Raw genomic sequence first — 19133 nt, 5'->3', positions numbered from 1 at the left:
AATATCAATTAGCCGGAATAAATTTCATCCCGATAAAGGTGCGTACCGCGTTCCCTCTTTCAACTTGATGATGGCATAAACGCCGATCAGCCTTTGTCTCTGCCTGAAATATGTCTTGTTGCTGCCGCAGGCGGTGTTCCAACATCGAACGGGCAAGCCGGCGATTGGCATGTTGGCTGCGTTCAGTTTGTACTTTGATGCTGATACCACTGGCAATATGCACTGCCCGGACGGCCGATTCTGTTTTATTGACATGCTGCCCTCCCGGCCCCGACGCCTTCAATGACTCAAACCTGATTTCACTTTCAGGCAATTCGGCTACCGTCTCACATTGGGTAACACCAATAAACCAATTTTTTCTACCCGCGCCTTTTCGCCATGGGCTATCACAAATCCATTTAATTGTTCCGTTCCAGCGCTCAAACAGTTGTTGTTCATTTTTCCCTTGAATAGCAACGAGTACAGAACGCAGTGTTCCAGAACGCTCTCCTTCCTCTTCTTCCAAAATATCTGCTGTAACACTTAGTTCATCAGCTTCTTGGATAAAACGCCCCAATGCTTTTTTGACGGCCAACATGCACTCATCCGGGCCTTGCGCCGAGGATATTTGCAACAATATCACTCTTGGCCTCCCCGTGTTTTATATGTCAAAACAGGTTTAAGCCGTGCTATTAATTTGACTAATCCCGCTTGTAACATTGCATCCATAACACCACCAATCGGTTTGTAGGCTTCCGGGGCTTCTTGGAAGATCAGTTGCTTATCCAAGCAAATCACGCGACTGCCCAAGGAGGTACGGGAAAGTTGCACCGTATTATAACGCCCACTCAACCGCTCCTTACATTCGCCACGCATCCACTTTCGCCCAGCTCCGTGGGCAAGAGAAAATAAGCTTTGCTCACTAGTCAGTGGTTGAACCAGATAGCTGTAATCCCCCCGCGATCCCGGGATGATGACCGGCCCTTTATCTGCCGGGGTCGCACCTTTTCGGTGCAGCCAACCATCAACGCCGCCAACGGTACATGGTGTAAGAAAATTATGTGAAACATCAAGCAAGCATTCGCCATTGGCGCGCCAGCGTTTCAACATTCTTTCTGCGATTAATTGGCGATTAAAGCAAGCATAATTCAACGCATTTTGATGCTGTTCAAGGTAATTCTGTGCCTGCGGGCTGGATGCTTCCAACCCATTATGCCCGTGTTCACGAACGTGTTGTTCAAGGATCATTTGCCCCATGCCACGCGAACCACTGTGCACCAAGAGCAGAAGTTGCTGTTTATTCAGTTGCCATTTTTCAATCAATTCTGGCTGATAGATGACATCCAATTGCTGTAATTCAGCAAAATGGTTGCCGCCTCCAATTGTTCCCGGTGAATAGCAAAAATGCTCGGGGATATCTTCAGGTAAATCCTCTGCTCCCAGAGGTGAGTCAATGGAGCCAAGCCGTTTTTCCAACTTATCCAATGACCATTTATTTAACATCAAGTCCGTCCGCCACAATGCCATACCGCAACCGATATCATTGCCAATAAGAGCCGGATAAAAACGAGATTGTGAGAAAAATGCCGCACCAACTGGATAACCCCTGCCTGGATGAAGATCGGGTAACCCGACAACACGAACCATATCAGGGAGCTGCGCTGTTGTTTCAAGTTGCTGGATAGCTTTACCTTCCAGCCAAGTATTTTCTGTCACGATAAGCTGTACGTTCGGTACAGCCGAATGCAAAGTATTGCCCATAGATCAACCTTATGATCAATGAAAAAATAAGGGTGTAGACAGGCCTTCTGGAGCCAAGCAATACTGATAAATTTGAATTTAGTAATTAGCTATGGGCTGGCCTGAAAAGAGTGATTATTGTCGTCATTATAATTTCCTCCATTTTCAGTCAGTTATGTGGTGGTTAGTTGATTTCTGCCTTGTGCAGACGGCGCATCATACTCCAAACTTTACCCTCATTGCCAGTGTTTTGTTTAATTTATTTTCACATTTTATAATTCACGAAATGTTAAATCATTAGCACTTTTTTCTGGTAAAGGTTATGGTTCCGGCAAAGGTTATTCCGTTTGTCATACCATCATACAGATAAAAAATCGGTTCCAAAAAGCCTCTTCTTGGAGTAATCCCGTAAAATTGGGGACTTTATATTGAGGCTTTTTTATGTCGTTTATAGCTCCAGTCGCTGCAAACGCGCTTTAATCTCATCAAGATACATTTGCTTTAATTTTTCAGGCTCAATGTCGATCAAATGTTGAGAAAAACCATTGATATAATCCAGTAAATAGCCTAATTCTTTCTGATGATAGTGGCCTGAAATTAATGCATTATTATCATCGATTAATTTCAATGCAATATGCGAGAAAGGTTTACCATAATAATGTTCAATGCCGGTTCTTTTTATCTTGATCTGGAAATAATCTTGCTGTTTTTCCTGCCTTAATTGAGCAAAATTAAATAAATTAAAATCCACAACCCGGATACCTTCTGGAATGTCCAATGGCTTCGTTGCCGGATGAAATGAGCTAATATCGTTACAACGTAACACCCGTAAATCTTGTTCTTCATAATCAAAAACAGCTAAAAACCATTTCCCCGATTCAAACCACATCGCGATGGGATAAATAAACATCGTTTTATTATGGTAAGTTATTTCCAGATTTTCCTGTTGCAGAATATGGTTCAGCAATACATCCAGTTGTTTGGCCGGGTTGATCTGCTTTACAGTCATCACACCTAAATGTTTGCGTAATTTGTCTTCTTTTAATTTTTCATCATGAGGCAAAACCTGTTTCAGTTTTTCGGAAATACTGCGAAATTGCAGATTGAAAGGGGTGGATTGCAAAATATGCATACCTGAAATGGCGAATAACATTGCATGGATTTCATCCGCACTAAACCTGACCGGAGCTAGCCGATATGTCGGCGCAATCATATATCCCCCATTCCTTCCCCGCTCAGAATATAGAGGAACGCCCAATTCTTCCAAGGCAGATATATAGCGTAAGGCACTGCTGCGGGATAAATTAAATTCCTGCATAAGTTCATTTAAGGTTACTTTCTGCTTGCCCTGCAAGAAAAATTGCATCTGTTGCAATAATATTGTTTTTTTCATCCCATCCTCTCAGAAAAGGTGTCAGAAAGTGAAACCTATCTACTTTATGATGATCTCTACCCCATAATAGATTAAAAGGAAAGCATTATGACACGCGTTTCTTTAGTAAAAACGTTTCCCGCACTTTACAAGCAACTGTTATCTTTAAATTCTGAGGTAGATAAATCCGCTGCATCTGCCGGAATTTCTGAAGTGTTATGTGATCTATTAAAATTACGTATTTCCCAGATTAATGGATGTGCCTATTGTGTCCGGTTGCATACCCGAGATGCCTTAAAGAAAGGTGAATCCATTGATAAGGTTTCCCTGATTGCCGCATGGCAGGAAACAAAATATTTTACAGAACAGGAACGCGCGGCATTATTGTTAGCCGAAGCGATAACAGAAATAAAAAATGACCGTGTGCCGGATGAAGTTTATCAAAAAGCAGCAGAATTATGGAGTGATGAACAAGTTGCTGCAATTGAATGGCTGGCTATTATGATGAATACACTAAATAGATTTGGAATATCGAGTCGATATGAGGTGGCTCCGTAATATTCATTCAGCGCTACCTCACTGAAATGAGAATAAGCCCCTGTAAATAATTGTGGTAATTCAGCCCTAGTGACCGGAGTCCCATAAGCGGCGTTTTCTTATCACATTAATGTATCAGGAAGAGGTAAGTTGCCGGTTCTTAGATTCCCTATGGATTTCAAGATGCGTCGCGGAGTCAAGGGAATGACAAATTCGTCGGAAACGAATTTGAACAGCCAAAGGTCGAGAGGCAGGAGCCTCTCTAACCTCCGGGAGCATAGATAACCGTATGTTTCTAAAAACGGTGACCGGAGCGAATGAGTGCAGCCAACAAAGAGGCAACTTGAAAGACGACGGGTATAGCACGTTGTAGGTTGTATTCAGCTCACCATAGACCTTCAACTGCTATCCCCGGAGTGACTTAACTCTTCCCTTTTCATTATTCTTCCGTGAACTGAGCTACAGATATTCGGTATAGCGACGTCGTAGCCGTAATATAGAGCTGATCCCGATCAGTTCCACCTAAAGTGCAATTAGATACTCGTTCCGGCACTTCAATTTTATCTATTTGTGTACCAAATTTATCCAGAATAATGACACCATCTGCGCAACTACAATAAATATTGCCCAATTTATCGATACAAAAACCATCCGGGAAGCCAGGTGATATTGTCGCAAAATGTCTGCCAGACCCCAAAGTTTTATCTCGTACCGGATAAATACGCAATTCATGCCTTCCATGGGCAGGAAAATCGACAATCGACATATCAGCAATATATAGCCATTTCTCATCCGGTGAAAAGGCTAATCCATTTGGTCTTTGGGTATCGCTGGTTGCGATAGAGATACTGTTATCCGCCGGATCGTAACAATAAACATAGCACCCGATAATCTGGCTTTCTGATTTATACCCTTCGTCATCACTAATAATTCCATAAGGAGGGTCAGTAAACCAAATTGTACCGTCAGAGCGAATAACAACATCGTTAGGCGAATTAAATCTTTTCCCATCTATTTTTTCCACCAGCATGGTCACATTGCCGTTTTTTTCTGTACGGGAAATACCCCGCCTGCCATGTTCACAACTAATGAGCCTGCCTTTTTTATCCAATGCATTACCATTGGCATAATTAGAATATTTTCGCCATAGCGTTACCCCATCAAGCTCAGACCAGCGAAACATCCTATTTCCTTTTACGTCACTGAAAATAACCGCATCTTCGGTTGGGATCCAAACAGGACCTTCTGCCCAGATAGCCGGGGAGCAGAGCAGTTCTAAATGCGCTTTCATTATTATTACTCCTCTATTTTTATAATATCAGATGCATAATATTCCCTTCTTCTTTCAATTTAAGGTTTACCGTTTTTAAATCAATATGTCAGTATTAAATTTGATCAATCAGATATAGATAATGGGAATGCAGGGGAAGTGCGCAAAATTGATGTATAAATTGAGGTAGAATAAAAAGAATCAGTCAGGCTTTAACGGTAACCCGATTCCTGATACCAAAAACAATAAAAGTACTAATAACGTATTTATTAACGCATTAAAGCGATATTGGAATGAGGATGATTTTTTACTCGCCGAATTATCGGTTACTTTATCCAATGAATATTCATTGCCTTCAATTTGATCAAGGATCTCTCTGGCCTGTTCTATATCTTCATGATGAACAAGAAGTTTCACACCGCCAAATGCTTGTGAATACATATAATTGTTCCACACAATATCTTCATCAATGATCACGGCATTAATCCCTTCTGATAACATTCTGCCTAAGATAATGCGGGCATCTATCGGTGATAGAAAATTTGCCAGCAACAGCATATTTCCTCTTTGCATATATTTATTCCACATAATCACACCACCGTTAACAGATTACGTATTGTACAGTATACCCCATTATTGAGTATCACAGGCAAGCTATTTTTGAATACATGATTGTTTCCTCAAATAACTGTGATTTATTGATATAGCGCAACAATGTTAACACCTGTAAATTCGCCTGAAGATTCTCAGAGAGAAATCGGGGAATTGGCTATGATTTTCTGTTACCTAAAAAATTTAATGTAACCCCAAAAAAACAGCTTGGTTTTTTCTTAAACATAAAGAGAGGGCTATTATGGCTAATTACATGGTTCGTGTTGAAATTTTTGGTGCAGGCCCAAAAGAGTATAGTTATCTGACTGAATCAATGGGAATCATTGATTTTAGAAATACGGTCAGATACAGCAATGGCGAGTTAATGCTTTTACCTACCGGAACTTATGTTGGCGTCTCTGCAAGTTCTGTTATGGAAATTAGAGACAAGGTCAGAAAATTAGCAACGCCGTTATCATCAAAAGCCCCTGCTATATTTGTATGCCAATATAGCGAGTGGTCTGCTTATCTCTATTCAGCATCGATATCTTCATTTGCATCCGAATCTGAATCCTAATGAAGCATTAGCTTCAATTAAACTGGCTCTCCGACAATTATCTGGAGAGCCACTTTTTCCGCTGTGTTATTTAGAACGTTTTTTCTGTTGCAATAACCATTTATCTAATTCATTGGCAAACAGTTGGCGATCACGTTGTTTTAACGCAGGAGGCCCTCCCGTTTGGATCCCACTCGCCCGCATCGTATCCATAAAATCACGCATAGTCAGGCTTTCACGTATCGTCTCTTCACTATAACGTTCACCACGCGGATTGAGTGCTGTTGCACCTTTTTCGATCACCTCAGCCGCCAGAGGAATATCTGCTGTAATCACCAAATCTCCGGCTTCTGTGCGACGAACAATTTCATTGTCTGCAACATCAAACCCAGCAGGAACTTGTAATGTATGTAAAAAAGCGGATGCAGGCACACTCAGCCGTTGATTTGCCACGAATGTGACCTGTATTTTTTCACGTTCTGCAGCACGATATAATATTTCTTTTATTACCTTAGGACATGCATCAGCATCCACCCATATAGGCATAACAAACTCCTCTCAACATCCTATTTTAACTATCTCTAAATATTCCCACGATTTTTACAATAAGAAAAATAATTTAATAGTCAGTAATGAAATTACTCTGCTCATTTGTTCTTTGCTGTTTTTTACAAAAAATAAATTGATAATGATTATTATTATGATAACAATAATCAATACAGTTTATTACTGATAATATACGAACGGAATCGCTCAATGAACATGACAATTGATAGGGACAATATATCTGCTAATACGTTGTCATTTGCCCTTGGTTATTGCCGATTATTGTTGCAATACCTTCCTGCCAATCAGGCTATGACTCAGCCTTTTTATACCGCTTCGTCTGACATTTTCCTCATTAATGAACTTGAAACCAGAAGGTACTGGAAGATAACCCTATCATCTTTCCGACAATGTATTGGTGTAAAGGTATTGATGCACTAGCCATGACTCTATTTAGCCATTGCCATATTTAACGTGTTGTAATCCATAAAATTTATCAATAGGACAGTAGGATCTTTTAAGGAGAATTACCATGCCGAATAATAGCTATCAATCTCTGCTTATGTCAGCGCAGGCGACGCTTAAAGAGATACAACTAAATCCGGATTTCAAGGTATTGATTCAGGCTATTAAGCAAGGTTTCAGCGAAAGTGGTCATAAATGGACTCCTGAGCTGATCAAAAAGCAGAGAATGCTGGAGCAAGCGGTACGGGATCGCGAACTTAAGGGGAGCTTAGTGCCTGCGGGAAATGGCACACAACCCCGTGAAGGCAGCGCCGATATCCGGCAATTTGCCTCCGATCCAGTCTCGTTCGCTGAATCCAACACCATCAGTGTTGAAACATTGGTCAGAGCGGGGCAACTCCCGGCAGAGGGTCATGCTCAATTGGTCAAAGTCAAGGCAGGTTTATACGAAGTCGAATACATCGATTTAGGCACAAATGATGCTAAAGGTAGCGCAAACAGCGTCCCCGCCTATTTCCTCGGCTATAACGGCGCAAATCAGGCTAAGGCATTGCCTGCTTATGTGGATATTCCCAAGCAGGCGATGCCGGGAAGTTTCCTGTTCACCGGGTCATTGTCAGGATGTTCAATCGTGGTCACCCACCTTGATGACAATACCTATCGGGTTTACCATGACGGCCGGGTTAACAGTTCACTGCTGTATGACAATGTGGTCATGGCCGTGGACTATCAGGATTACCAAGTCGCCGGTACTGCTGAAGGTCTTGCGGCAGCTTACATGCAATATGTTAACGGTGAATGGCAACTGGTATTCCAGCGTCAGGAGTATCTGCGGGATGGTCATATGCTCTGGCCGAAACTACGCAGCGGCGAGGAACCACTGTCAATTCAGGCCGCTGACAGTCAGATAACTGCTCATGGTCAGGCCAAGTTCGCCGATTACCGCGAAAAAATTCACCAAAAGCTCAAAAAAATCGCAGCTCAGTTCGGCATAGCAACCGAGGGGATCGCTGACGGTGTATACGAAACAGGGGACTTTTCTCCTCACCATTCAGCGATTGCCGCATGGGTTGGGTTGCGTGATAAGGTTCAGGACAAAATCACCGAAGATACTCAACAATTAGTGGACAAGCGAAGTGATCTCTACCAGCTCCGGAACAGTACCAGAGACAGTGCCAAACTTGCCTTGATTGACCAACAGATAAAGCAGCTCAATATCACACTGGAATTCTACAAAGAGCAATACGATTCCGTTTTGCGTGAAGTGTTCTCCGTTGAACAAAGCTGGTTGTGGCAGCAAATTAAATCCAAGAACGGTATGGATGCCGTGTTGCAGATGAATGATACCGCCATTCAGGGTGGTGGTCAGGAGCGTAATCTCAGCTTGGGCGAACGTTATGCTATTGCCGAAGCTTATCAACGACGGAAAACGGATCCTGAATTTATCAATGGCTTGCGTCATTTTCAGGATATCAACATTCCGGGTTTTGACGAAAGAATGTCAGCACTGGAAATGAAGGGCCTGTTTTTTGACAGTCAGTTGACCCCCAAGCAACGAGGAGCTTTAATCAGCCGCATTACTGAAGCGAGCCAAGCAGAATACATCGATAAAGTCCTGAAGCAGACCGCCGTATTCAGCGAAGATTTTCAGCATGCCGGAAGTATCTCCAGCCATCTGGTGCCACAAGATTTCTATCTGTCATTGGTCGGCGATATCTCTGGTGGCCGTTGCTATCCGTTGGTCAGAGCCATGGCAGTGGCGCTGGCCAGCAATGGTGAGGCAGGTATCAACAACCTGGTGGAAAAACTCTTTTTGGCCGCTGCTTCTCCGCAGGAAGGCAGCGCCACGCTGCTAAAAAACAGCTTGGTAAGACTGCATTCCAATGTGGAGGCGGTACAGGCATCAACTGTACGGGGACAGGTGACCTTACCCGAAGTGGCTTCCCTGCTGAAAGCATCGGCTGGGACGGCGACATTCGCCCTCAATACCCGAAATCACGCAATGATGGTGGGAGTGACCGTTGGCGCGGAAGGACGCCGATACTACTTCTATGATCCCAATGTCGGCATTTTTGCTTTTGACAGCATGAAAAATTTCTCCCGTGCCATGGAAAAACACTTAGTGACACGCAAATTGGCCGTTCATTATGGCGCACTTGGCAGTAAATCAACCCCTGCCTTCAACTTAGTGGAGATCGATCCTGCCAAGATGGCAAGAGTACCGGTTGGTAATGGCTTGGATGTTGCTGACCTGACTCGCTCCGATGAACTCGCCACTGTCATAGAACAACGCCGACAGGTCAAGCAAGTCGTCAATACCCAAGAGAAGATTGACGAAAATCTTCAATTACGTACCGCCTTGGTAACCCTTGATGCTGAGCAGTGGGGAGAAAAATTCGATAACGCCATAACAGAACTTGCCAAGGAAAACAGACTTGATCAGCGCTGGATGCCGGTCATTGGCAATATTATGGAGCAGGATGAAGGCCATTATCGCATTCAATTCATCAATCGCGATACCCTTGAGGAAATGTGGATAAACAGCCGCAATGACACTTTTGTCAAATTCCGCCATTTTATCGATGAACATATGCGCACTTTAACCCGGCATTTCACCCTCGAACGCGGCCAGATACGGCACAATGGCGGAATTGGTGAAGCCGCTCCGATTGATGGCCTGAACGCAGGATTTGCGGTACAGACACTGATCCAGTGGTTTGCCGACAAGAACCGCAACGATGCAGCACATGGGATTTCTTCGCCGGATCTGGCAACGGCACTCAAAATCCACAGTTACCTTAACTACGCTCAAATGGCGCACAGTAGCCTCAACGATGTGGTGAAAGTGACTGAACTGGTACGTACCGCATTGCGCGGCGAAGTGGTGGGTGCCGAAACATCACTCAAGACATTTTCTTCCGCTCTGGCCCATACCGCCAACGAAGGCATCGGCTTGCTTTTTGGCGGTGCTTTTGTCGGGTTAGACGCCTATGAACTTGCTCATGCAGAGACAGACACACAGAAAGCGGTATTTGGCACTCAACTGGCGTTCGATTCAGCCAGTTTCGTCACCGGAGCAGCCGGTGTCGGAGCCGGAATGATGGGTGCTTCAACAACTGCTGCAGTCCTCGGTGGCGCAGGTGTGCTCCTTGGCGGGCTTGCCGTGGGTTTCACCGCGCTGGCTCAGGCTTTTGGTGCGGTTGCCGAGGATGCCAAAGCGGTGGGGCGTTATTTCGATATGCTCGATAAAGCCTACGAAGGTAATGGCTATCGATATGACAGCAAGCAAGATGTGTTGGTGCCTCTCGCCGGCGCTGTCATCAAGACGTTGGATCTACGTAATCAACAGGTAGGCTTCGACAGTCAGTACATCTATCGTACCCACTCTGGCCCGACAGGTTCGGGGAAAATCAATTATTTCTTTTGGGTCGGTGATCTCCCGAGGATGGTGCACGATCGCAGTCAGGCAATCGAAGTGCGTAGTGGAATCGGCCATAAACAAGCGTCCCATAAACTTGATCACAGTGACAGTAACGTACTGATCTTGCCGGGTACGCCCAAGTCCTTTATCAAATACGAATATATGATACTTCCGGGGGCAACGACGCGCCACGATACCGGTTTCGATGTGATCCGCAGGTTCGAAGATGATAAGCGCTTTGATTATGATTTCTACATTTTTCCGAGTGAGTATACGATCCGCAGGATTTATCAGGAATATGTCGCGACGCCTGTTGAAGTCCTGCTTGACCAGAGCAGCAGGAAACTAATAGTGCCGGATCTTCCCAAGGAACTGCATGGCTACCTGCATTACGAAATCAAAGGCGCAGGTGGCGAGTATCTGATCGGGTTGAACGAAGGGGCCAGTGTGAAGCTCATGAGCGACGTTATCGCACCGGGCGGCAATCACTATATGCCATCACGCTGGATCATTGATAGCAGCCAGCTTGACAGCGACACCATCAAAATCACGGAAAACCGGCTGGTAATCGGTGGAGTAGTGGTGGAACTCGACCCGTCCCAAAACGGACAAGTGCTGGTAGTCAACAGTAAAAATGAGGTACGCGAAATCAATTTCGCCACACTGACGGCTGACGTGGTGAAAGAAGATGCGAGCAAGTGGCAAGTATCCGGCCAGCAAATCGAACAGCATCTGAGCGATCTTGCCAAAGCACACCAGTTACACGGGCAATATGTGGTGGTGGAAAACTACAGCCACAACGGACATGACGTTGGCCGAGCCTTCTACGATGTCGCTAAAGATCGGATGATATTCACCGACACCACCCACGAACAGGCCAAACACGCCCAACTTGGTGCAGTGATGGATGATCACGCCTATTTCTACGACGGCGACAACGCAGCAGCATGGCGGGTAAATATCACCACCGGACAGGTTGATGCGCAGTTTATGCCGTGGTTCAACCACAATGCAGGAAAAATCAGTCGGTTGTGGCAAGAAGGCAATGCGGTTTATCTGGCGCGCCGTTATCAGCTGAAAGAGGGAGAAGCTGAGCTGGGTTATCGGATAGTTGATGACCGGATGGAACTCGTCAGTGTTGTGGGTAATCATGAGTTGCTCCGGCAGTTGGCAAACATTGACAGACACAGTGATGTGCTCGGGGCAATACTCCAGAGTTATGAGAGCAACAGCACTCAGCATGAGATATCGTCCTATACGCTGGACGCACGGCAAATTCAACCGACGGGCGCGGAACTGATCACCGTGTTTGGTATAGATGCAGATGATGTAAAGCATCGTTACTGGATACGTACCCGCGACGGGATGCTGATCAAGCCAAATCTGGCTCCGCCAGCAGATCATACTCCGTACTCCGACACGCATGCACAAACCCGCAGCAACTGGCAAATTCCCGCTGATCTGGTGTTGGCAGGTACTCTTTCCGACTTTGCCGGCAAGGACGTGTTTTTCTTCTACAGCCATGAGCAAAAGGTTTTGTTCCGCCAGGAAGGCCCCGGGCAGGCAGTGCTTGACGCCAGCCATCCCACAGCATTACGCGTCAGCACCCCACCCTTGGCTAACGTGATCAATCTGAATGGAAATTTGCTTGCCATCACTGAGGATGGGCGTGTAGCTCAACTCAATGCGCGGGGACAGCTTAATTATGAAGCCGTTAACGAACATTGGCTCAAGGGACGTACTCATTGGTGGCAGGATCTGGCCAGTGTCACCGGCAGCGGAGCGACTTTGGCCGTATTTGGCGTCAAAGGTACCGATGGCAAGAGTCAGTTGCCAGTGTGGTATCACAATGGACAAGTGGTCGTCGCTTCAACGGAATTACAGGGCAAACCGCTACAGTTTTTGGGATTCGAAGCGGGCAGTACCTCCGCACGGCTCTTTGAACCTGAAAGCGGCAAGCTGTATCTTCAACCTGCCATGAACGCAAATGAGCTGGCTGCTGCTTTTGGTTCTGACCATATACTTAGCGCATCAATACAGCTTCCTGTTGCCAGTGAACTGACGTCTGGCTTGTCCCTGAAAGAAGTACAGCAGATTGATGTTGGCATGCGCCTTATCACAACCAAGGGTGAAATTTTGCTGCGAGCCAATGATGGCAAGTTACAGTTAGTTGGCGTTGATGAAGAATGGCAAAACAACAACAAAACTGATCAGGCACAGGCGCTCGCTAATCTTGCTGAACAGTGGCATGCCAAAGGAGTACTGACGTTACAAAGCAGTAATGCACCAAGCTGGTTTGATATTGGCAGCGGTCAGGAATTTGCAGGCAATGGAATTCCAGCTTCGGATCACCTGAGCTTTATCGGAACCCATGCAAAAAACAAAACCGCGTATGTGTATAACCAGACGAACCAGAAACTGTACAGTCTCAAAGATGGCAAAACTATCACCATCAATAAACTCAATGGGGTGGAGCGGATGAATTCCTCTTTGTTGCTTCAGGGAAGAAAGGCCGATGACAACCTGACACCACCGATCATTGACGGTGTCGACAGCTTGGTGCTGTATGGCGGAGCCAATCACGATTCCTATCATTTCACCAAGGAAATATGGGATCACTACCGTACAGTAATTATCGACAATAGCGACCCGGAGCAAGCTTTGGATCGCCTGATCCTGCCGATAGCGGATCCGGAAAACATTCTGGTGAACCAGCACAATGGTGATTTGATGCTGACTGACACAAATAACGGAACAGCATTGGTCGTTCGTCAGGTAGTTGACCGCAAGACCAAGGCGCATCTGCATATCAACTTTGAAGGAACCTCATTGATGATCGACGTGGATTCTTTGGTCAAAAGCTTCAGCAAACCGAATAACGCTCAGGGAACTCATGACATGCTGATGGATTTATCTTGGGTCAGTAAGCACCCTAAAAAACCAGCTATAACGGCTGATTCCGGTGCTATTCTCTCAGAAGCAGAAGGGTTAAGCCTGGGAACTCTGATTGGCGCAATGGCCTCATTCCCTGATACCGGAAGTGTTCACGGGAACATGCTGCAAAGCCTTCAGCCTGCCAAGGCCGAACAACCGCTTTTGTTGCCTGACCCCAATCTTTCCGTTATCTGAGTACAAGAAATAACAGGAGGGGCAATCCCCCCTCCTTTTTTGATACCCAACATTCGCCAGACATCTCCCCTTCCCTGATTCTCTCTGTCATAACTAACGAGTCAGTTCCGGTATTGCTGGTTTGTATATTGGTTTCCTGCATACCATAAAAAAACACAGTTTTTTTATGGTTGACGTAAATGATAGGCTTTCATGTTAAGTAAAATATCATTAGAACATTAAACTATAGAAAACAATGACATTAATTATTTTGAACCCTATTAAACATTAACTAAAATATAAACTTTATTTCTATTCAAAAAATAATAACAAATCAATATTTATTCAACACCATTAAAGGGAGTTCCCCATTATCTTTCTGGCTATCACACCACGGAGTCCACATACCGCCAGTAGATTAATCACTCCCCCGGAGAAACAGTCACATGGTCAGGAACGATGGAAAATAGTTTATTTGCTGACTCCTGATTAAATAAACTCACTTTGTATTTACAACCAAAATTATTATCAATATTAATAATACTGCGAACATCTGACATATTAATCACCCCTTAATATAGATTAAAAGTTTTTTATTTTATTACATATCAAAGGAACTTTAATGCTATATAAAAAACCAATTAATAATCACTTATATTGAATTATAGGTTAGCACGCTACTCTTAAAGACTTACCAAACTAATAATTTAGAAATATCAATACTTTTATTGTTAACGGAAAATAAAATTTAATCTGTCACCACATTATTAATTATTTTATTGTTGGCGATATTTTCATTGCCAAAAAATAAACATGAAAAATAAACAAATAACGCTTAATCAGGCAAAAGACTTTTTCTGTGATGGAATGACTATCATGGTAGGTGGATTTATGGGTGTTGGTACACCACAACATTTAATTACCGCACTATTGGAAGCCAACGTAACAAATTTAACCATTATTACTAATGATACTGCGTTGATTGATACCGGTATAGGGCCATTGATTGTTAATAACCGGGTAAAAAAATTAATTGCATCCCATATTGGTACTAACCCGGAAACAAGCCATCGCATGCTTTCCGGTGAAATGGAAGTGCAATTGATACCACAGGGAACGCTGGCAGAGCGGATCCGGTGTGCTGGTGCAGGATTAGGTGGTTTTCTGACACCAACGGGGGTAGGCACCGTCGTTGAAAAAGACAAAGAAAAAAAAGTCATCAATGGCCGGACATACCTTCTTGAACTCCCGCTATATGCTGATTTGGCATTAATTCAGGCCCATAAAGCGGACACCTTCGGCAACCTGACCTATCGCCTCAGTGCACGTAACTTTAATCCACTCATTGCAATGGCGGCGGATATCACCCTGGCTGAACCCGATGAAATCGTTCCGCTAGGTTCCCTCGATCCGGACTGCATTGTTACCCCAGGCGCCATCATCGATCATCTCATTATTCAGTAAGGAGAATCAGCTATGAACGCTAAGGAATTGATTGCCCACCGTGTTGCTCTTGAACTGCATGATGGAGATATTGTTAACCTTGGCATCGGCCTGCCGACTCAGGTGGTGAACTATCTGCCTGAAGGGGTACATATCATTCTACAGTCTGAAAATGGCTTTCTCGGATTAGGGCCAGTCACTCAACCGGATAAAGATCTGGTCAATGCAGGCGGCCAATCTTGTGGAATTCTGCCGGGAGCATCTATGTTTGACAGTGCCTTCTCCTTTGCATTAATCCGTGGCGGGCACGTTGATGTCAGTGTGCTTGGCGGATTGCAGGTCGACCAACATGCTAACCTTGCTAACTGGATGATACCGGGTAAAAAAGTATCCGGCATGGGAGGGGCTATGGATTTGGTGACTGGTGCCCGCAACGTGATCATCGCAATGGAACACTGTGCAAAAGATGGCTCAGCCAAAATTCTGCGTGAATGCACGATGCCACTCACAGCAGTCAATGCCGTGGATACACTTGTCACTGAACTTGCTGTATTTCGTTTCGAAAATGACCGGATGGTACTGTGTGAACATGCACCCGATGTGGGCATTGACACCATCAGGGCAAAAACCAAAGCCGAATTTATTATCTCCCCGGACGTGAAAATAATGCCGATTATTAATGCCGCAGGGGATCATTCATGATCGCCCGTATTGCTCGGGTAATGACACGAATTGTCAGCCGTTATCTGCCCGATCCGCTGATCTTTGCAATGCTGCTTACTGCTCTCACTTTCATAACCGCCCTGTCGTTAACCCCAAGCACACCGATAAATCTGGTCAAAATGTGGGGAGATGGTTTCTGGAATCTGCTTGCTTTCGGGATGCAAATGGCACTGATTATTGTCACTGGTTACACACTCGCAAGTTCTGGCCCGGTTAAACGTATCCTGAAACTGACAGCTTCGTTGGCAAAAAACCCTGAACAAGGGGTAATGCTGGTGACTTTCTTCAGCGCTGTGGCCTGTGTCATTAACTGGGGCTTCGGGTTGGTTGTCGGTACTATGTTTGCTCGTGAAGTTGCTCGTCGAGTTCCAGGTTCTGATTATCCGCTTTTGATCGCCTGCGCTTACATTGGGTTTCTGACGTGGGGGGGCGGTTTTTCCGGCTCAATGCCTCTGTTGGCAGCAACTCCGGGTAATCCGGTTGAACATCTCTCAGGGCTGATCCCAATCAACCAAACTCTCTTTACCGATTACAACATCTTTATCACACTCAGTCTTATCGTCATCATGCCTTTTGTCACCCGAATGATGATGCCGAAGCAAGCAAATATTGTGATGATCAACCCGCTACTGCTGGAAGACGAACCTGATTTCCAGAAAAAAATATCGCGGGATGCCCCATTCTCTGAACGTATTGAAGAAAGCCGTGTTATTACGTGGATCATCGCAATTCTGGGTTTCACCTATCTCGGGGTATACTTCAGCGAAAACGGATTCAATATAACTATTAACACGGTCAATATGATTTTCCTGCTGACTGGTTTATTGCTGCATAAAACTCCGATGGCATACATGCGTGCTGTGGGGGCAGCCACGAAAAGCACCGCAGGCATTTTAGTTCAGTTCCCCTTCTATGCCGGTATTCAACTGATGATGGAAGGTTCCGGGTTGGGTGGGCTTATTACTGAATTTTTTATCAGCGTCGCTAACAAAGACACCTTTCCAATCATGACGTTCTTCAGCTCCGCACTTATCAATTTTGCCGTGCCGTCTGGCGGTGGTCATTGGGTCATTCAGGGACCATTTGTCATACCTGCTGCTGAAGCATTGGGGGCAGATTTAGGTAAATCCGTTATGGCAATCGCCTACGGTGAACAGTGGATGAACATGGCACAGCCGTTTTGGGCATTACCCGCGTTGGCTATCGCAGGACTCAGTGTGCGCGATATTATGGGTTATTGCATCACAGCCCTGCTTTTTTCTGGTGTGATATTTATCATCGGTCTAACCCTGTTTTGACAAAAATAAGCTAGCTGAATCACTAACATAATTCATTTTATGTTGAACAAACTTTATTGATCCATCGCTTGTTATTTTCTGTCATCCTGCCAACAAAGCATACACCTATCAAATATTAATCAAGCCGTACTCTCCAATATTGATGAACCGATTCTATTGATGTTCACAGGCGGAGTAGTATCCCACCGCCTTCATGTTACTTAGCAATGTGTATTGTTGATTATATGAGGGAATAAATATGAGTATTCGAGACAGTAGCAATTCTGTAGATGTTCCAACAACGGGCGATGTCAAACAAGCCATTAAAGAAGCAATTGAAGAACATGCCGCAAGTCGTAATCATCCATACGCGACAATGGAAGATAAGGGCCTTGTTACTCTTAGCAATGAAACAGACAGTGATAGTGAAATAACTGTTGCAACTTCTAAAGCTGTTAAAAAAGCTTATGATTTAGCGAATACAGCTAATACTAATGCTAGTAACAGTGTTCCAATCAGACGCACTATTAATGGCTACCTTTTATCAGCTGATGTAATTCTTAGAGCAAAAGATGTCGGTGCCTATACCACAGCAGAAACCGACTCTCATATCAGTAAAGTTGACGCATTAGCAATCACTGCAAATCAGAATGCTACTAGTGCCAATACCAATGCCGAAGCTAGATTGTCTAAAAGTCAAAATGGGTCTGATATTCCTAATAAACATGCATTTGTGAACAATCTTGGTTTGACTGAAACAATAACGAGGGCCAAGAACTCAATACAAGGCACACAATATACAGGTGACCTAACAATTCAGAAAGCAGCTTGGGTTAAAATTGCTGAAGTGACTATGATCTACCCAAGTACCATTAATATTAATCTGATTGGTGGCTCTGGATACAATGTTGGTCATTTTGATCAGTGCGCCATGGCTAATATAGTTTTAAGAACAGGGGACTGGCAACTTCATGGAATTAATGCCGTAATGTACACAACCAATCACATGGCACCAACTGATTTAGTGACTGTCAATACCTCTGGTGATAACTATGATATCTACATCTTAATGGGGGCTTTCGCTCAAGGAATAATCTTAAATGCTTTTACTTCAGATAAAGCTGTTGTTCATAGGTTATCTGATATAGCGAACACACTAGAGATTCCCGAAGGAGCAATAAAAGGAAGAATTTACGCTTATGTATACAATGATATAACTCCATAATTATATAATAGGGGCAATCTGATTAGCCCCTGTTCTTATTCCGCTTAAAGAATAACAGGCTGTTTTCAGCTCGCTAATGTTTGATACGAACCAAAACACCTTCAGGGAAATTACCATCATTATCGTTAGGGAAAAAAATTAAATCACTGTCAATTGAGTATTGAATACTGCGCTCAAATTCAGAAATGGCATAATTTCCCTGCTGCTCCGTATCGTAATCAACCTAAATTCGGAATAAGCAGAATAAAAAAACGGGAACCCTTAAGCCCCCGTTATCAATTCAGTTAAGCAATCAATTACATATGAGAAATGATTGCGTCACCGAACTCGCTACATTTCAGTAATTTAGCGCCATCCATCAGGCGTTCGAAATCGTAAGTCACGGTCTTGGCTGCGATCGCGCCTTCCATTCCTTTAACAATTAAGTCTGCAGCTTCGAACCATCCCATGTGGCGTAGCAGTATATGACCAAAATGAATATAACAAATTGAATATAAAAGTTTTTATAATTTTCTCCATACAAAAAATGGCATAAAATAGTTACATATAACTACTTGATTTCACAAAATGTTATTTCGGTTTTGATAACCAATAATTTCCCCTCAAATTCCACGTCGATAAAAACAAAGGAAGCCCCCCTTTGTCGGTACAAAATATTTATCAACTTTTATCAGTAGATAAACAAATTTTATTGATCCATCGCGTGTCATTTTCTGTCATCCTGCCATCAAAATATGCTACCCATCAAAAAGTAATCAAACAGCACTCTCCAGTATTGATGAACCAATTTTATTGTTGTTCACAGGCGGAGTAGTCTCCCACCGCCTTCATGTTATTTAGCAATGTGTATTGTTGATTGAATGAGGGAATTACTATGCAA

At 44.1% G+C, this 19133-nt stretch carries 15 protein-coding genes and 2 pseudogenes; 8 read left to right on the top strand and 9 right to left on the bottom strand.

What is annotated here, in order from left to right; all coding sequences use genetic code 11:
- Positions 1–4 precede the first annotated feature (4 nt).
- From prfH to FE392_RS09645, 3 genes are all read right to left on the bottom strand, one after another.
- Positions 5–622 (bottom strand): peptide chain release factor H, encoded by a 618-nt coding sequence (prfH, locus tag FE392_RS09655; RefSeq protein WP_319930015.1) that lies wholly within the window; start codon positions 620–622, stop codon positions 5–7.
- A complete protein-coding gene (locus tag FE392_RS09650; protein WP_319930014.1) occupies positions 619–1740 on the bottom strand; it encodes an RNA ligase RtcB family protein in 1122 nt (373 codons plus the stop codon). The genes prfH and FE392_RS09650 overlap by 4 nt, the downstream gene beginning before the upstream one ends.
- 427 nt (positions 1741–2167) lie before the next feature.
- Positions 2168–3112 carry a helix-turn-helix transcriptional regulator gene (locus FE392_RS09645; protein ID WP_319930013.1) on the bottom strand — a complete coding sequence of 315 codons (945 nt, stop codon included), beginning with the start codon at positions 3110–3112 and terminating at the stop codon, positions 2168–2170.
- An 87-nt stretch (positions 3113–3199) separates the two neighbouring features.
- Here FE392_RS09645 and FE392_RS09640 point away from each other — a divergent pair, with 87 nt between their 5' ends.
- Positions 3200–3649, top strand: a complete 450-nt coding sequence (locus FE392_RS09640) for a carboxymuconolactone decarboxylase family protein (RefSeq protein ID WP_319930012.1) — start codon at positions 3200–3202, stop codon at positions 3647–3649.
- Between the two features lie 418 nt (positions 3650–4067).
- Here FE392_RS09640 and FE392_RS09635 read toward each other — a convergent pair whose 3' ends face one another.
- Both FE392_RS09635 and FE392_RS09630 read right to left on the bottom strand, forming a co-directional pair.
- The gene (locus FE392_RS09635) at positions 4068–4919 is read right to left on the bottom strand and encodes an SMP-30/gluconolactonase/LRE family protein (RefSeq protein ID WP_319930011.1); all 852 of its coding nucleotides are present in this window, start codon (positions 4917–4919) and stop codon (positions 4068–4070) included.
- 180 nt (positions 4920–5099) lie between these two features.
- Entirely contained in the window at positions 5100–5471 is a 372-nt protein-coding gene (locus FE392_RS09630) for a putative signal transducing protein (RefSeq protein WP_319930010.1), read from the bottom strand.
- Between the two features lie 280 nt (positions 5472–5751).
- On the opposite strand from FE392_RS09630, the gene ghoS reads away from it, so the two are divergent.
- Positions 5752–6066, top strand: coding sequence for a type V toxin-antitoxin system endoribonuclease antitoxin GhoS (gene ghoS / locus FE392_RS09625; RefSeq protein ID WP_319930009.1), 315 nt, complete (start codon positions 5752–5754; stop codon positions 6064–6066).
- 66 nt (positions 6067–6132) lie between these two features.
- Here the strand turns inward: ghoS and FE392_RS09620 are convergent, their stop codons facing one another.
- Positions 6133–6591 carry a YaiI/YqxD family protein gene (locus FE392_RS09620; RefSeq protein WP_319930008.1) on the bottom strand — a complete coding sequence of 153 codons (459 nt, stop codon included), beginning with the start codon at positions 6589–6591 and terminating at the stop codon, positions 6133–6135.
- 210 nt (positions 6592–6801) lie between these two features.
- Between FE392_RS09620 and FE392_RS09615 the strand changes: the two genes are divergently transcribed.
- Positions 6802–7032 carry a hypothetical protein gene (locus tag FE392_RS09615; RefSeq protein ID WP_319930007.1) on the top strand — a complete coding sequence of 77 codons (231 nt, stop codon included), beginning with the start codon at positions 6802–6804 and terminating at the stop codon, positions 7030–7032.
- A 91-nt stretch (positions 7033–7123) separates the two neighbouring features.
- The gene (locus tag FE392_RS09610) at positions 7124–13606 is read left to right on the top strand and encodes a TcdA/TcdB pore-forming domain-containing protein (RefSeq protein ID WP_319930006.1); all 6483 of its coding nucleotides are present in this window, start codon (positions 7124–7126) and stop codon (positions 13604–13606) included.
- A 401-nt stretch (positions 13607–14007) separates the two neighbouring features.
- On the opposite strand, the gene FE392_RS09605 is transcribed toward FE392_RS09610, so the two are convergent.
- Complete coding sequence (locus tag FE392_RS09605; protein WP_319930005.1) at positions 14008–14145, bottom strand: hypothetical protein; 138 nt, start codon at positions 14143–14145, stop codon at positions 14008–14010.
- Between the two features lie 253 nt (positions 14146–14398).
- Between FE392_RS09605 and atoD the strand changes: the two genes are divergently transcribed.
- The 4 genes from atoD to FE392_RS09585 all read left to right on the top strand — a co-directional run bounded on the left by atoD (position 14399) and on the right by FE392_RS09585 (position 18253).
- Positions 14399–15049, top strand: coding sequence for an acetate CoA-transferase subunit alpha (gene atoD, locus FE392_RS09600; RefSeq protein ID WP_319930004.1), 651 nt, complete (start codon positions 14399–14401; stop codon positions 15047–15049).
- Positions 15050–15061: 12 nt separating this feature from the next.
- Positions 15062–15730, top strand: coding sequence for a 3-oxoacid CoA-transferase subunit B (locus FE392_RS09595; RefSeq protein WP_319930003.1), 669 nt, complete (start codon positions 15062–15064; stop codon positions 15728–15730).
- The gene (locus tag FE392_RS09590; RefSeq protein WP_319930001.1) at positions 15727–17049 is read left to right on the top strand and encodes a TIGR00366 family protein; all 1323 of its coding nucleotides are present in this window, start codon (positions 15727–15729) and stop codon (positions 17047–17049) included. Before FE392_RS09595 ends, FE392_RS09590 begins: the two co-directional genes overlap by 4 nt.
- Before the next feature lie 238 nt (positions 17050–17287).
- Complete coding sequence (locus FE392_RS09585) at positions 17288–18253, top strand: tail fiber protein (RefSeq protein WP_319930000.1); 966 nt, start codon at positions 17288–17290, stop codon at positions 18251–18253.
- A gap of 73 nt (positions 18254–18326) precedes the next feature.
- Here FE392_RS09585 and FE392_RS21275 read toward each other — a convergent pair.
- Both FE392_RS21275 and FE392_RS09580 read right to left on the bottom strand, forming a co-directional pair.
- Positions 18327–18461, bottom strand: a pseudogene (locus tag FE392_RS21275) (bacteriocin immunity protein); the annotation flags it as partial.
- 88 nt (positions 18462–18549) lie between these two features.
- Positions 18550–18717: pseudogene (locus tag FE392_RS09580) on the bottom strand (NADP-dependent isocitrate dehydrogenase); the annotation flags it as partial.
- Positions 18718–19133 lie beyond the last annotated feature (416 nt).

Source organism: Xenorhabdus santafensis, assembly GCF_033949405.1.
GTDB lineage: Bacteria > Pseudomonadota > Gammaproteobacteria > Enterobacterales > Enterobacteriaceae > Xenorhabdus > Xenorhabdus santafensis.
The sequence above is the reverse complement of the archived record's forward strand: the minus strand, read 5'-3'. Positions and strand labels throughout refer to the sequence as shown.